Annotated in this window: 9 protein-coding genes, 1 tRNA gene and 2 rRNA genes; 7 read left to right on the top strand and 5 right to left on the bottom strand. The window is 30.9% G+C overall.

The genetic code is table 11. The annotated features are described in order from the left end of the window. The 6 genes from ABHC41_RS12620 to ABHC41_RS12595 all read left to right on the top strand — a co-directional run. Window positions 1-79: ribosomal RNA gene (locus tag ABHC41_RS12620) — 23S ribosomal RNA — on the top strand; the annotation flags it as partial. 59 nt (window positions 80-138) lie between these two features. After that, a tRNA-Gly gene (locus ABHC41_RS12615) sits at window positions 139-212 on the top strand. A gap of 11 nt (window positions 213-223) precedes the next feature. Further along, window positions 224-340, top strand: a 5S ribosomal RNA gene (rrf, locus tag ABHC41_RS12610). Window positions 341-982: 642 nt separating this feature from the next. Beyond that, window positions 983-2962 carry an excinuclease ABC subunit UvrB gene (uvrB, locus tag ABHC41_RS12605; RefSeq protein ID WP_092922272.1) on the top strand — a complete coding sequence of 660 codons (1980 nt, stop codon included), beginning with the start codon at window positions 983-985 and terminating at the stop codon, window positions 2960-2962. Then, on the top strand, window positions 2952-5777 hold the full coding sequence (gene uvrA, locus ABHC41_RS12600) for an excinuclease ABC subunit UvrA (protein WP_092922275.1): 2826 nt from the start codon (window positions 2952-2954) through the stop codon (window positions 5775-5777). Before uvrB ends, uvrA begins: the two co-directional genes overlap by 11 nt. A gap of 233 nt (window positions 5778-6010) precedes the next feature. Beyond that, complete coding sequence (locus ABHC41_RS12595) at window positions 6011-7540, top strand: YfcC family protein (protein WP_092922278.1); 1530 nt, start codon at window positions 6011-6013, stop codon at window positions 7538-7540. A 178-nt stretch (window positions 7541-7718) separates the two neighbouring features. Here ABHC41_RS12595 and ABHC41_RS12590 read toward each other — a convergent pair whose 3' ends face one another. The 5 genes from ABHC41_RS12590 to ABHC41_RS12570 form a co-directional block, all read right to left on the bottom strand. After that, window positions 7719-8675 carry an ATP-binding cassette domain-containing protein gene (locus tag ABHC41_RS12590; protein ID WP_271893373.1) on the bottom strand — a complete coding sequence of 319 codons (957 nt, stop codon included), beginning with the start codon at window positions 8673-8675 and terminating at the stop codon, window positions 7719-7721. Continuing rightward, window positions 8668-9693 carry an ABC transporter ATP-binding protein gene (locus ABHC41_RS12585; protein WP_092922284.1) on the bottom strand — a complete coding sequence of 342 codons (1026 nt, stop codon included), beginning with the start codon at window positions 9691-9693 and terminating at the stop codon, window positions 8668-8670. The genes ABHC41_RS12590 and ABHC41_RS12585 overlap by 8 nt, the downstream gene beginning before the upstream one ends. A 21-nt stretch (window positions 9694-9714) precedes the next feature. After that, window positions 9715-10746 (bottom strand): oligopeptide ABC transporter permease, encoded by a 1032-nt coding sequence (gene opp3C, locus ABHC41_RS12580; protein WP_092922287.1) that lies wholly within the window; start codon window positions 10744-10746, stop codon window positions 9715-9717. Window position 10747: 1 nt separating this feature from the next. After that, on the bottom strand, window positions 10748-11689 hold the full coding sequence (locus ABHC41_RS12575; RefSeq protein WP_092922290.1) for an ABC transporter permease: 942 nt from the start codon (window positions 11687-11689) through the stop codon (window positions 10748-10750). Window positions 11690-11781: 92 nt separating this feature from the next. After that, window positions 11782-12144 (bottom strand): DUF3899 domain-containing protein, encoded by a 363-nt coding sequence (locus tag ABHC41_RS12570; RefSeq protein ID WP_092922293.1) that lies wholly within the window; start codon window positions 12142-12144, stop codon window positions 11782-11784. Between the two features lie 215 nt (window positions 12145-12359). On the opposite strand from ABHC41_RS12570, the gene ABHC41_RS12565 reads away from it, so the two are divergent. Next, the gene (locus ABHC41_RS12565) at window positions 12360-14012 is read left to right on the top strand and encodes an ABC transporter substrate-binding protein (RefSeq protein ID WP_166504687.1); all 1653 of its coding nucleotides are present in this window, start codon (window positions 12360-12362) and stop codon (window positions 14010-14012) included. Window positions 14013-14031 lie beyond the last annotated feature (19 nt).

Below are 14031 nucleotides of genomic sequence, written 5' to 3'. Positions count from 1 at the left end.
TACCTGGTTGATAGGTCGAAGGTGTAAGTGCAGTAATGTATTTAGCTTATCGATACTAATAGGTCGAGGACTTGACCAAAATAAAATGATTAACTCTAGATGGTATACAGTTTTGAAAGTACTAATAAAACTAAATATGCGGGTGTAGCTCAATGGTAGAGTTCCGGCCTTCCAAGCCGGCTGTGAGGGTTCGATCCCCTTCACCCGCTCCAAATAAAGATTATGTGGTTATTATAGCAAAGAGGATACACCTGTTCCCATACCGAACACAGAAGTTAAGCTCTTTAGCGCTGATGGTACTTGGGGGGCGACCCCCTGGAAGAGTAAGACGTAGCCACGTAATCTTTTTTATTGATAAAGACACACAAAAATGTAAAAAGAGATATGAATTAAATTCATATCTCTTTTTATTTATAATGAAATTATAAATAATTATTATGATATATTTAATTAAAATAGTAAGTGACTTATAAGAGTAAATAAAAACAATCATTTTAATCCTTTTACTAGATGAAAAATATTTATAAAAATATCTAAGTATTTATGAATATTTTTTGTAAAGCAGGAGATAATTATAATGTAAAACTTAATATAAATAAATTACTCAATCTCCCCCATTTTAAAAAGGTCTCTATCCCCCATAGAGGCCTTTATTTTTTTATAAAATATTAGTGAATTAAAGCAGATTACATATACATTCATTAACAATATCATAAATAGTTAAGCAAGCAGATTCAAATTAACACTACTGCTATATAATGACATTATATAATTCTTCATTAAATAAAAGTTGAATTTCATATCGTTAAAAGACTTATATAAATAAGGTTGAAATCGTAGGATAGTGGGTAATATATAAAGAATATATTACGACAAATGGATGATTTATGTAAATTTTATTAAATAAAGCACAAGATATATATAGATATATGTTATAATTAAATGGTAAAGAACGAATGTTCGTGAGAGAGGAGTGATATTGTTGGAATTTAAATTAAAATCGGAATTTAAGCCTACGGGAGATCAGCCTGAGGCTATAAAGTCAATAGTAGATGCTATAAATAACAATGAAAAGTTTTCTACTCTTCTAGGGGTAACAGGATCTGGTAAAACCTTTACTATGGCTAATATTATAAAAAACGTAAATAAGCCAACATTGATATTAGCTCATAATAAAACATTAGCAGCTCAATTATACAGTGAATTTAAAGAGTTTTTCCCGGAGAATGCAGTAGAATACTTTGTAAGTTACTACGATTACTATCAGCCAGAAGCATACGTAGCTCATAGTGATACATATATAGAAAAAGATGCAAGTATAAATGATGAAATAGATAAGCTTAGACACTCTGCAACAGCAGCAATATTAGAAAGAAGAGATGTTATAATAATTTCATCTGTATCCTGTATATATGGATTAGGGGATCCAGAAGACTATAGACAACTTATGGTATCTCTAAGACCAGGAATGGAAAAGGATAGGGATGAAGTTATAAAGAGATTAATAGATATACAGTATGAAAGAAATGATGTTAACTTTGTTAGGGGTACTTTTAGAGTTAGAGGAGATATTTTAGAAATATTCCCTGCAAGTAATGATGAAAAGGCTATAAGAATAGAATTTTTTGGTGATGAAATTGATAGAATAACAGAAATAGATTATGTTACAGGTAAAATGGTAGGGGTGAGAAATCATGTAGTAATATTCCCGGCATCTCACTATGTAACAACACCAGAAAGAATAGAAAAAGCTATAGTTGAAATAGAAAAAGAGCTTGAAGAAAGAATAAATGAATTTAAAGACAATGATAAATTACTAGAGGCTCAAAGAATTGACCAAAGAACTAGATATGATATAGAAATGTTAAAAGAAATAGGATTCTGCCAGGGTATAGAAAATTACTCAAGACATATAACAGGCAGAAAGCCAGGAGAGAAGCCATATACATTAATGGATTTTTTCCCAGATGATTATTTAATAATAGTTGATGAATCTCATGTTACAGTACCACAAGTAAGAGGTATGTATGCCGGAGATAGATCTAGAAAAGGTTCGCTTATAGATAATGGATTTAGATTACCATCAGCTTATGATAATAGACCTTTAAATTTTGAAGAATTTGAAGAAAATATTAATCAAATACTATTTGTAACTGCAACACCAGGACCATATGAGATACAACATTCAACAACTATAGCAGAACAAATAATAAGACCAACAGGTTTACTTGATCCTATAATAGAAGTTAGACCTATAGACAATCAGATAGATAATTTAGTAGGTGAAATAAATAAGGTAATTGAAAAGAATGAAAGAGTTTTAATAACAACTCTTACTAAGAAAATGAGTGAAGATTTAACCAACTACCTTAAAGAAATTGGTATAAAGGTCAAGTATTTGCATTCAGATATAGATACTCTTGAAAGAGTAGAGATTATAAGGGATCTAAGATTAGGTAAGTTTGATGTATTAGTTGGTATAAACTTACTTAGAGAAGGATTAGATATTCCAGAAGTTTCCTTGGTGGCGATATTAGACGCAGATAAAGAAGGATTCTTGCGTTCTGAAACATCATTAATACAAACTATAGGACGTGCAGCTAGAAACTCAGAAGGTAAAGTTATAATGTATGCAGATAGAATAACTAGGTCTATGCAAAGTGCTATAGAAGAAACAAAAAGAAGAAGAGAAATACAATCACTATATAATAAAGAGAATAATATAACTCCTACAACTATTAAAAAGAGTATTAGAGATGCTATAGAAGCTACGAAAGTCGCTGATGAAGAAGTTATATACGGAGTTAAAGAAACTGATGATATAGATGAAATAAAAGCTAATATAGCTAAATTACAATCAGAGATGATGGAAGCAGCTCAAAATTTACAATTTGAAAGAGCAGCAGAACTTAGAGATAAGGTAAAAGAATTAGAAGAAAGGATAGAAATTAATGGAAGATAAAATCATAATAAAAGGCGCAAAAGAGCATAACTTAAAAAATGTTAATATAGAACTTCCGAGAAATAAATTTATAGTATTTACTGGATTATCAGGATCTGGTAAATCTTCTTTAGCTTTTGATACTATATATGCAGAAGGTCAAAGAAGATACGTTGAGAGTTTGTCAGCTTATGCTAGACAATTCTTAGGTCAAATGGAAAAACCAAATGTAGAATATATAGAAGGATTATCACCAGCTATATCTATAGATCAAAAAACAACATCTAAAAATCCTCGTTCTACTGTGGGTACAGTAACAGAAATATATGATTATTTAAGATTATTATTTGCTAGAGTAGGAGAAGTACATTGTCCTACTTGTGGTAAATTAATTAGTCAAATGACAGTCCAAGAAATTGTTGATAAAATGATGGAATTTGAAGAAAGAACTAAACTTCAAATATTATCACCAGTAGTAAGAGGTCAAAAGGGAACTCATAAAAAGATACTAGAGAATATAAAAAAAGAAGGATTTGTCAGAGTTAGAGTTGACGGAGAAAACTATGAAGTTACAGATGAAATAGAATTAAATAAAAATCAAAAACATAATATAGAGGTTGTGATTGACAGAATAGTTATAAAAGATGGAATAGAGGCTAGACTAGCAGATTCAATAGAAACAGCTATAAAATTATCTGATGGTCTTGTTATTGCTCAAATAATAGGTGGAGATGAAATACTTTACTCAACTAAATTTGCATGCCCAGAGCATGGAGTAGGTATAGAAGAACTATCTCCAAGAATGTTCTCATTTAACAGTCCATTTGGAGCATGTGATGCTTGTAATGGTTTAGGAGAAAGTAGAGAAGTAGACCCAGATTTAGTTATACCGAATAAAGATTTATCTATAAAACAAGGTGCTATAGCAGCGTGGGGTTCTGTAAGCACAAGTGATGATACATATTATAGTAAAATGGTTAGAAGTTTAGCAGAACATTTTAACGTATCACTTGATACACCATTTAAAGATTTGCCTGAGGACTTTGTTCAAGAGTTACTTTATGGAAAAGACAATGTGATAGTTGAATTTATATTTGAATCAAAGTTTGGAGGAAGAAGAGAATATAGAGCGCCATTTGAAGGAGTGATAGTTAATTTAGAGAGAAGATATAGAGAAACTAACTCAGAATATTCAAGAGAAAAAATAGAAGAATTTATGGCTGAAACTCCTTGTCCAAAATGTAAAGGAGCAAGACTTAAAAAAGAAGTATTATCAGTATTAGTAGACAACAAAAATATAATGGATGTAACTAATTTTTCAGTAAATGAGCTTATAGATTATATAGAAAATATCAATTTAAGTGAAAAGCAAAAGTTTATAGCAAATGAAATACTAAAAGAAATAAGAGGAAGAGCAGCTTTCTTAAGAGATGTTGGTTTAGATTACTTAAACCTATCAAGAAAAGCAGGAACTTTATCAGGAGGGGAAGCACAACGTATAAGACTTGCTACTCAAATAGGTTCAGCTTTAGTTGGAGTTTTATACGTACTAGACGAGCCAAGCATAGGGCTTCATCAAAGAGATAACGATAGATTAATAGGAACATTAAGACATCTTACAGATATAGGTAATACTCTTATAGTAGTAGAACATGATGAAGATACAATGAGAGAAAGTGATTATATAGTAGATATTGGTCCAGGAGCTGGGGTACATGGAGGTAATATCGTTGCACAAGGTACTTTAGATGAAATATTAGACAATGAAAATTCTATAACAGGACAATATTTAAGCGGTAAAAAACAAATTACTATACCAGAAGAGACTAGAGAAGGAAATGGTAAATACTTAGAAATAGTTAAAGCTACTGAAAATAACTTAAAGAATATAAATGTAAAGTTCCCTTTAGGTAAATTTACTTGTATAACAGGAGTTTCAGGTTCTGGTAAAAGTACATTAATCAACGATATACTTTACAAAGGAATAGCTGGAAAGATAAATAGATTAAGAGAAAGACCAGGAAAGCATAAAGAAATAAAAGGGATAGAAAATATAGACAAAATAATAAATATAGACCAAAGTCCAATAGGAAGAACACCTCGTTCAAATCCTGCAACCTATACGGGTGTATTTGATATGATAAGAGATTTATTCGCATCAACTAATGAAGCTAAAGCTAGAGGATATCAAAAAGGAAGATTTAGTTTCAATGTGAAAGGTGGAAGATGTGAAGCTTGTAAAGGTGATGGTATTATAAAAATAGAGATGCACTTCTTACCAGATGTGTATGTACCTTGTGAAGTATGTAAGGGCGAAAGATATAATAGAGAAACACTACAAGTTAAATATAAAGATAAAACAATAGCTGATGTATTAGATATGAATGTTGAGGAAGCTCTTAAATTCTTTGAAAACATACCTAATATAAAAAGAAAATTAGAAACATTAATGGATGTTGGACTTTCATATATAAAATTAGGACAACCATCTACACAATTATCAGGTGGAGAGGCTCAAAGAATAAAACTTGCTACAGAATTAAGTAAAAGACCAACAGGTAAGACTTTATATATATTAGATGAACCTACAACAGGACTTCATATGGCAGATGTAGACAAGTTAATACAAGTACTTCAAAGATTAGCAGACACAGGTAATTCAATAGTAGTTATAGAGCATAACTTAGATGTCATAAAAACTTGTGACTACATAATAGATTTAGGACCTGAAGGTGGAGATAAAGGTGGTCAAATAGTTGCCACAGGGACACCAAAAGAAGTATCTAAAGTTGAAGGGTCTTACACAGGGATGTTCTTAAAGAAATATTTTGAATAAATAAGTGAAATGAACTCAGTGAATTTTAAGTAACAGACGTGGATGAGTGAATTTAAAAGAATATATAATAATTTTAATAAAATTAATTTTTTATTTAGCCAATTTTGTAATTTTAATTGCAATATTGGCTAAAACTATATAAGTAATATTTAGAATTGTAAGAAATTTAACATATATGTAAAAATATGTTAAAATATAAATGAGAAACTTAGACAAAAAAGGAGATGATTTATATGTCAGCAAAAAAGAAATCTAAATTCTCATTTCCAACAGCCTACACTGTAATACTTATAGTAATGCTATTAGTGTTAGGACTTACTTATGTAATACCTTCAGGAAAGTATTCAAAATTACTTTATGATGCTGAAGCAAACGTATTCGTAATAGAATCGCCTACAGGTCAAGTATCAGAAAAAAAAGCAACTCAAAAAACACTGGATGAACTAGGGGTAAAAACTAATCTAAGTAAATTTACAGATGGTTCTATAAGTAAACCAGTGGCAATACCAGGGACTTATGAACAACTACCAAAAGAAAAACCAACAGTATTTAAAGCATTAACAACATTTTTAAATGCACCTATACAAGGTTTATATGATTCAATAGATATAATTGCTTTCGTTCTTGTAATAGGTGGTATAGTAGGAGTAATAAATAAAACAGGAGCATTTACAGCGGGTATAAGTGCTTTATCAAGAAATCTAAAAGGAAAAGAAGCTTGGTTAATAGTAATAATAACAGTAATAATAGGAATAGGTGGAACAAGCTTTGGATTAGCAGAAGAAACAATAGCATTTTATCCAATAGTAGTGCCGATATTCTTGGCAGCAGGATATGATGCATTAGTAGCGATTGCAGCAATATATCTTGGTTCTTGTATGGGAACAATGGCATCAACAGTAAATCCTTTTTCTACAGTTATAGCATCAAATACAGCAGGAATTGATTTTACAAGTGGAATGCCTTTAAGAATATTTATGTTAGTTGCAGGTCTTGCAGTTTGTATATTCTACACAGTTAAGTATGCAGAAAAAGTAAAAAAAGACCCAAGTCAATCATTAATATATTCACAAAAGAAAGAATTAGAAGATCACTTCCTAAAAGGTCATAATGAAGAAAATGTACCTGAGTTTACATGGGGAAGAAAATTAATGTTATTAATATTTGCATTATCATTTGTTGTAATGGTATATGGTGTAAAAGAATTAAAATGGTCATTTAAAGAAATGACATCATTATTCTTATTTGTAACATTCATACTAGCTATATTTGCAAAACTTAGTGAAAAAGAATTTGTTTCTGAATTTGTTGCAGGAGCAGCAGATTTACTAGGAGTTGCACTAATAATTGGTCTTGCGCGTGGTATCACTATAATAATGGATGGTGGTATGATAAGTGATACTATATTATATGGATTAAGTAATGTAGTATCAAATATGAGTGGTATAGTATTCTCAACAGTAATGTTCTTTGTTTATATATTACTAGGATTCTTTATATCTTCATCTTCAGGACTTGCAGTTTTATCAATGCCTATAATGGCACCTCTTGCAGATGTTGTTGGAGTAAACAGAGACGTAATAGTAAGTGCATATCAATTTGGACAAGGACTTATAAGTTTTATAACTCCTACAGGATTAATACTTGCATCACTTGCTATGGTAAATGTAACTTATGATAAATGGCTAAAATTTGTAACACCATTAATTATAATGATATCAGTACTTGCAATAGTAGTACTTGGTATAGGTGTAATTATATAGATTAATACTAAAGGAGTGTTTTAAAATAATTTTTGAGATTTATTTTAAACACTCCTTTTTAATAAATTCTAATAACTGATTTTAATAGAAGAGTGTATATTATAACATACATTACATAGTCTAAAAGTATCAAAATGAGCTATCTCTTTTGGAGATAGCTCTATATGAAAAAGAGGAATTAATTACTAGTAATTTCTTTTGCAGAAAGTTCTTTTTCGTAACCTGCTATTTCAGACTTTGATGCATATATAAAATGTCCAGGTCTTATTTCTACCCATTCAGGATTTTCAGTAGAATAGTCATGAATACCTGGATCATATTTTATACGGACTCTGTTTTTTTCATAATCAGGGTCTGGTAAAGGTATAGCAGATAGTAAAGATTTAGTATAAGGATGAAGTGGATTTTCATACAATTCATCAGCAGTAGTAAGTTCAACTAACTTACCTTTATGCATAACCCCTATTCTATCGCTTATATATTTAACCATTGAAAGGTCATGGGCGATAAATAGATAAGTTAAGCCATTTTCTTTTTGAAGCTTTCTAAGTAAGTTAACAACTTGTGCTTGGATAGAAACATCTAGTGCAGATATAGGCTCATCAGCAATTATAAATTTTGGTTGTATAGCTAGAGCACGAGCAATACCTATACGTTGTCTTTGCCCACCAGAGAATTCATGAGGATATCTACTAGCATGTTGTTCATTAAGCCCTACAGTTCTTAACAACTCATAAACTTTATCTCTTCTTTCTTCTTTAGTTTTACATAGGCCATGTACATCTAAACCTTCGGCAATTATATCAGTAACAGTCATACGAGGATTTAGACATGCCATAGGATCTTGGAATATCATTTGCATATTTTTATTTACATGATTTTTCTCATCTTTTTTCAATTTTTTAGAAGAGATATTTTTACCATCAAATTCTATTTCTCCACTAGTTGGATCATAAAGTCTTATTATAGCTCTACCAGTAGTAGATTTACCAGAGCCAGACTCCCCAACCAAACCAAATGTTTCACCTTCATATATTTCAAAAGAAACATCATCAACAGCTTTAACAGTAGCATTTCTATCTATTCTAAAGTGTTGTTTTAAGTTTTTAACTTTTAATAGAACTTTTTTACTCATCTGCTTTCACCTTCTTTCTACCTACGTTATTAGGTCTTTCAATCTTTGGAGCCAATGGATGTAATAACCATGTAGCTGCATAGTGTGTATCGCTAACTTTAAACATAGGTGGTTCAGCTAAGTGATCTATTTTAAGAGCGTAATCACTACGAAGAGCAAATGCATCTCCTTTAGGAGGGTGCATTAAATCTGGAGGAGTTCCAGGTATATTATATAAATCATTATCTCCTATATCTAAAGTTGGCATAGAACCTAAAAGTCCCCAAGTATACGGATGCTGAGGATTATAGAATATATCATTAGTTGTTCCATGTTCTATGATTTTACCAGCATACATAACTGCAACTCTATCAGCCATATTAGCAACAACTCCAAGGTCATGAGTTATAAATATAAGGGCAGCTCCGGTTTTTTCCTGAAGAGCTTTCATAAGCTCTAATATTTGAGCCTGTATAGTAACGTCTAATGCAGTTGTTGGTTCATCTGCTATTAGAACTTTAGGATTACAAGCTAAAGATATAGCTATTACTATACGCTGTCTCATACCACCTGAAAATTGATGAGGATATTGTTTAAACCTTTTTTCAGGTTCAGATATACCAACTAAATCTATAAGTTCTATAGCTTTAGCCTTAGCTTCTTCCTTACTAAGACCTTGATGCTTAATAATACCTTCCATTATTTGTTTTCCTATGGTCATAGTAGGATTTAAAGAAGTCATAGGGTCTTGGAATATCATTGCAATATCTTTACCTCTTAATTTTTCCATCTCAGGTTCACTAAGTTTAGTTAAATCTTTACCGTTAAATAATATTTCACCATCTTTTATATAACCATTTGCAGATAGTATTCTCATTATAGTTTTACAAGCAACGGATTTACCAGAACCAGACTCACCAACTATAGCAAGTGTTTCACCTTTATGTAAGTCGAATGTAACGCCTCTAACAGCTTGAACTTCTCCACCATATGTATTGAAACTAACGCACAGGTTTTTAACTTCTAATAATTTTTCCAATCAACTCATCTCCCTTACTAATTATTGATTACGCATTTTAGGGTCAACAGCATCTCTTAGACCATCAGCTAATAAATTAAGAGCAAATATCAAAGAACAAACTACTATTGATGGGATAAACATCATATATGGGTAGCTTTGTAATGATTTAAATCCTTCATTTATTAATACACCAAGTGATGCTTGAGGTGGTTGAAGACCTAACCCTATAAAACTTAAAAATGCTTCATAAAATATTGCTTGAGGTAGTGAGAACATGATCATTACCACAATAGGACCAATAACATTAGGGAAAAGATGTTTAAAAATAACTCTAAAATCAGAAGAACCTAAAGTTTTAGAAGCTAATACAAACTCTTGATTTTTAAGTCTAAGTACATGAGAACGAACAACTCTAGCCATACCAGTCCACCCAGATACAGCCATTGCTAAAGAAATTGATAATATACCTGGATTAAATACCATTATGAAAAGTGTAACAATAACCAACTGAGGAATACCTGTAATTATCTCTATTATACGTTGCATTACAAGGTCTACTTTACCTCCATAGTAAGCAGATATACCACCATAAGCAACACCTATAAGCAAATCAAAAATAGCTGCTAAGACTGCTATGAATAAAGAAACCCTAGCACCAGTCCACGTACGAGTCCAGATATCACGTCCAAGTGCATCTGTACCAAATAAATAGTTTTCTTTTATATTTTTCTCAGCATAAACGTCAACACCATTTGAATCTTTACCATCCATTATACCTAAAGAAGATACTATAGGCATTTTAGGTGGAATCTTAACGTTTCTTATGTTTTGAGATTTATAATCATATTTAGAAAAAATAGGTGCGAATATAGCCATTAACACTATAGTAAAAAGTATTATTAATCCAACTACAGCCCCTTTATTTTTAAATAATCTTTTTCGAGCATCTTGCCAAAAAGTTAGACTTTCTCTAGTAATAGCTTCATTATCTCCTGACTGTATAGGAGTAGGTTCAAATAAATCAGCTGTTAACTCTACTTCTTGACCATCAATTATTACTTTATCAACCATTTTATTTACCTCCTGCCAAACGGATTCTTGGATCTATTACACCGTAAAGTATATCTACTATTAATATAACTGCTATGTAGAATGCACTATAAAGTATAGCAACCCCTGAAATTATGAATAAGTCATTTATAGATATAGCATTAACTAATAAGTCACCTATACCAGGTACAGCAAAAACTTTTTCTACAACTAAAGAACCTGTAAGAAGTCCTGCAGCTAAAGGACCTAATATAGTTATAACAGGAATTAATGCATTTCTAAGAGCGTGCTTTAAGATAACTGTGGATTTTTTTAAACCTTTTGCTTTAGCAGTAATTATATAATCAGAGTTTAGAACTTCAACAAGTTCTGTTCTAGTAAAACGAGCAACGTTTGATATTGTAAAAAATGAAAGTGCAATTGATGGAAGAATAGTCCAAACATATCTAAAATCTGAACCTAAAGGAACTCCCCAAGCTATAGGTAGTATTTTTAATTTACTTGCAATATACAATTGGAGTGAAGCTGCAAATACAAATGATGGAACAGAAACTCCTATTACTGAAAGTATAGTACAAGTATAGTCCCAAATAGTATTTCTCTTAAGTGCAGCGACAATTCCAAGTGCTAAACCTATGAAGGTACCTAAAACTAAAGATTGAGCACCCAACATAGCAGAAGGGCCTATACGACTGGCAATGATATCTTCGACTTTCTTATTAGATTGTTTAAATGAAATGCCAAGGTCACCTTTGAATACACCTGTAAGATATCTTACATATTGGACTGGAACAGGATCATCTAATCCATAAGTAGCTTCCAGTCTAGCAATTTGTTGAGGATTTAACTTTTGTTCATTAAATGGACTGCCTGGAAGAAGTCTTACCAAGAAAAATGTAACTGATATGACTATAAATAAAGTTATAAACATATATGCAATACGTTTTAATACATAGCGAAACATCGCTACCCCCCCTTTTTTTGAATTTTTAATTAAAATCACTAGTTTTAAGTGATATAGAATCTAAGTATAATAATTAATTTAGTTTTATATAATTATGATATAAACATAAAACTTATACCAATAGTAATTGTTGATATTAACAAACCAGATATTAATAAACTATTTGTAAGATAAAAGCTATTTTCTCTATTAACGTAATCTTCAATTGTCATGTTAATATCTTCTGTTAATACGCCTTTTCTTCTTTGAAATTCTTGACTTAATTTATTAAAAGAGAAAAGTGTGATATTAAAAAATCCTTTTTCCCAAACGAAACATAATAATCCGAAAAGGAAATAAATCATACCAACAATAAATGCACAATTTAAAAATGAATATGCACTAAATTTGTTGATAATTGAATATAATAAACTGATAATAGCATTAATTGCAAGAAGTTGAAAAGTATTTTTCATATTCGAACCGCCTTTCGAGCTTGTTTATTATTTTAATTGTAGTAGCATAATAAAGTATTTTCAAGTTAAAATTAATATTTTCATATAAAAAAATTTTTTTAATTAAAAAATCAGAAAATTAAAAAAAACAAATGATTTTTATTATAACATGTTATATAATAAACTTTAAATATATGAGTTTATTTGTAAATTGGATATAGGGGAGGATGTTTACTATGTTTTTAAAAAGAAAAATATCAGTATTAGCAACAATAGCATTAGTAAGTTCAAGTTTGCTTGTTGGATGCAGTAGCACAGGAGGATCTAGCTCTAGTGGTGGAGGAGAAGCTACTTCAGAAGAAGTTCTTGCTAATAAAAATGCAAGAAATGCTATAGCTATGGCTATAGATAAGCAAGCCTTATGTGATGTTATATTAAATAATGGATCAATTGCATCTGATACATTTACACCATCTAACTTGGCATTTGACAACGGAAAAGATTATGCAGAGTACACAAAAGATAAAGGTGTAACTTATGATGAAGAAAAAGCTAAAGAAGCATGGGCAAAAGCTAAAGAAGAAGTTGGATTCGATACTGTTACACTTGAGTTATTAACTTTCGACCATGACTCAGGAAAAAGAACAGGTGAATTTATCCAAGCAGAATTATCTGATGCATTAGAAGGATTAAATGTAGAAGTTAAAAATCTTCCTTTCAAGCAAAAATTAGCAGAGGAGACAGCTGGAAACTTTGACTTAGCTTACTCAGGATGGGGAGCTGACTATCCAGATCCATTAACATTCCTACAAACAATGCAAACTGGAAACCAATTCTCTAAGCAAGTTGGATATAAAAGTGATGAATTTAATAAATTAGTAGATGAAGCTACAAAAGCAGAAACTACAACTGAAGCATATGAAAAATACGCAAAAGCAGAAGAATTAATGTTATCTGATGGATTCTTAGCGCCAATTCAACAAAAAGGAAGAACTTATTTAGAGAAGCCTTATGTTTCAGGAATAATAAATTATTCTTGGGGAGCTGACTATGATTATAGATATGCAGATGTAGATAAACCAGAAAAAGTTCTTAATATAGATATAAGTTCAGATATACCTACAATGGACCCAAGTAAAGCAACAGACGTTTCATCTTTCACAGTTATGAATAATACTATGGAAGGATTAACTAGAATAGATAAAGATGGTAAAGTTGAGCCAGGTGTGGCTGAATCTTGGGAAGTTTCTGAAGATGGATTAACTTGGACTTTCAAGTTAAGAAAAGATTCTAAGTGGTCAAATGGAGACCCTGTAACAGCTAAAGATTTTGAGTATTCTTGGAAAAGAACTTTAAACCCTGATACAGCATCTGAGTATGGATACATAATGAATGATATAGCAGGGGCAGCAGAAGCAGCTGATAAAGGTTCAGAAAATGTAGGGGTTAAGGCTGTTGATGATTATACATTAGAAGTTAAGTTAAACAGAAAAGTTTCTTACTTCCCTGAATTAGTATCATTCCAAGTATTCTTCCCACAAAATCAAAAATTTGTTGAAGCTCAGGGAGATAAATATGGTACTACAGCAGATACTCAAATATATAATGGACCATTTACTTTAACAAATTGGAAAGTAGAAGACCAATATACTATGGAAAAAAATCCTAACTATTGGAATAAAGATATAATCAAATTAGATACTATAAATACTAAAGTAGTTAAGGAAACTAGTGCTTCAGTTAACTTATATGAAGATGGTCAAATAGATAGATGTCTATTAGATTCTGACTTTGTTGATAAATATAAAGATAGTAAGGAAGTTCACAACTACGGTCAAGCGTCTACATTCTTCTTACAAGTAAATGGTGGGAGAGGAGCTTCTAAATAAAATAAATTAAAAGCTTTAT

It is taken from the genome of Romboutsia sp. 1001216sp1, assembly GCF_039841805.1.
In the GTDB taxonomy this organism is placed as follows: Bacteria; Bacillota; Clostridia; order Peptostreptococcales; family Peptostreptococcaceae; genus Romboutsia_C; species Romboutsia_C hominis.
Note: the sequence above shows the minus strand (reverse complement) of the source record. Positions and strands in the feature narration are given on the sequence as shown.

Excerpts from the sequence above, each read along its gene's own strand:
- uvrA (WP_092922275.1), top strand. The coding sequence starts at position 2,952 with ATGGAAGATAAAATCATAATAAAAGGCGCAAAAGAGCATAACTTAAAA.
- ABHC41_RS12595 (WP_092922278.1), top strand. The coding sequence starts at position 6,011 with ATGTCAGCAAAAAAGAAATCTAAATTCTCATTTCCAACAGCCTACACT.
- ABHC41_RS12590 (WP_271893373.1), bottom strand. The coding sequence starts at position 8,675 with ATGAGTAAAAAAGTTCTATTAAAAGTTAAAAACTTAAAACAACACTTT.
- opp3C (WP_092922287.1), bottom strand. The coding sequence starts at position 10,746 with ATGGTTGATAAAGTAATAATTGATGGTCAAGAAGTAGAGTTAACAGCT.
- ABHC41_RS12575 (WP_092922290.1), bottom strand. The coding sequence starts at position 11,689 with ATGTTTCGCTATGTATTAAAACGTATTGCATATATGTTTATAACTTTA.
- ABHC41_RS12570 (WP_092922293.1), bottom strand. The coding sequence starts at position 12,144 with ATGAAAAATACTTTTCAACTTCTTGCAATTAATGCTATTATCAGTTTA.
- ABHC41_RS12565 (WP_166504687.1), top strand. The coding sequence starts at position 12,360 with ATGTTTTTAAAAAGAAAAATATCAGTATTAGCAACAATAGCATTAGTA.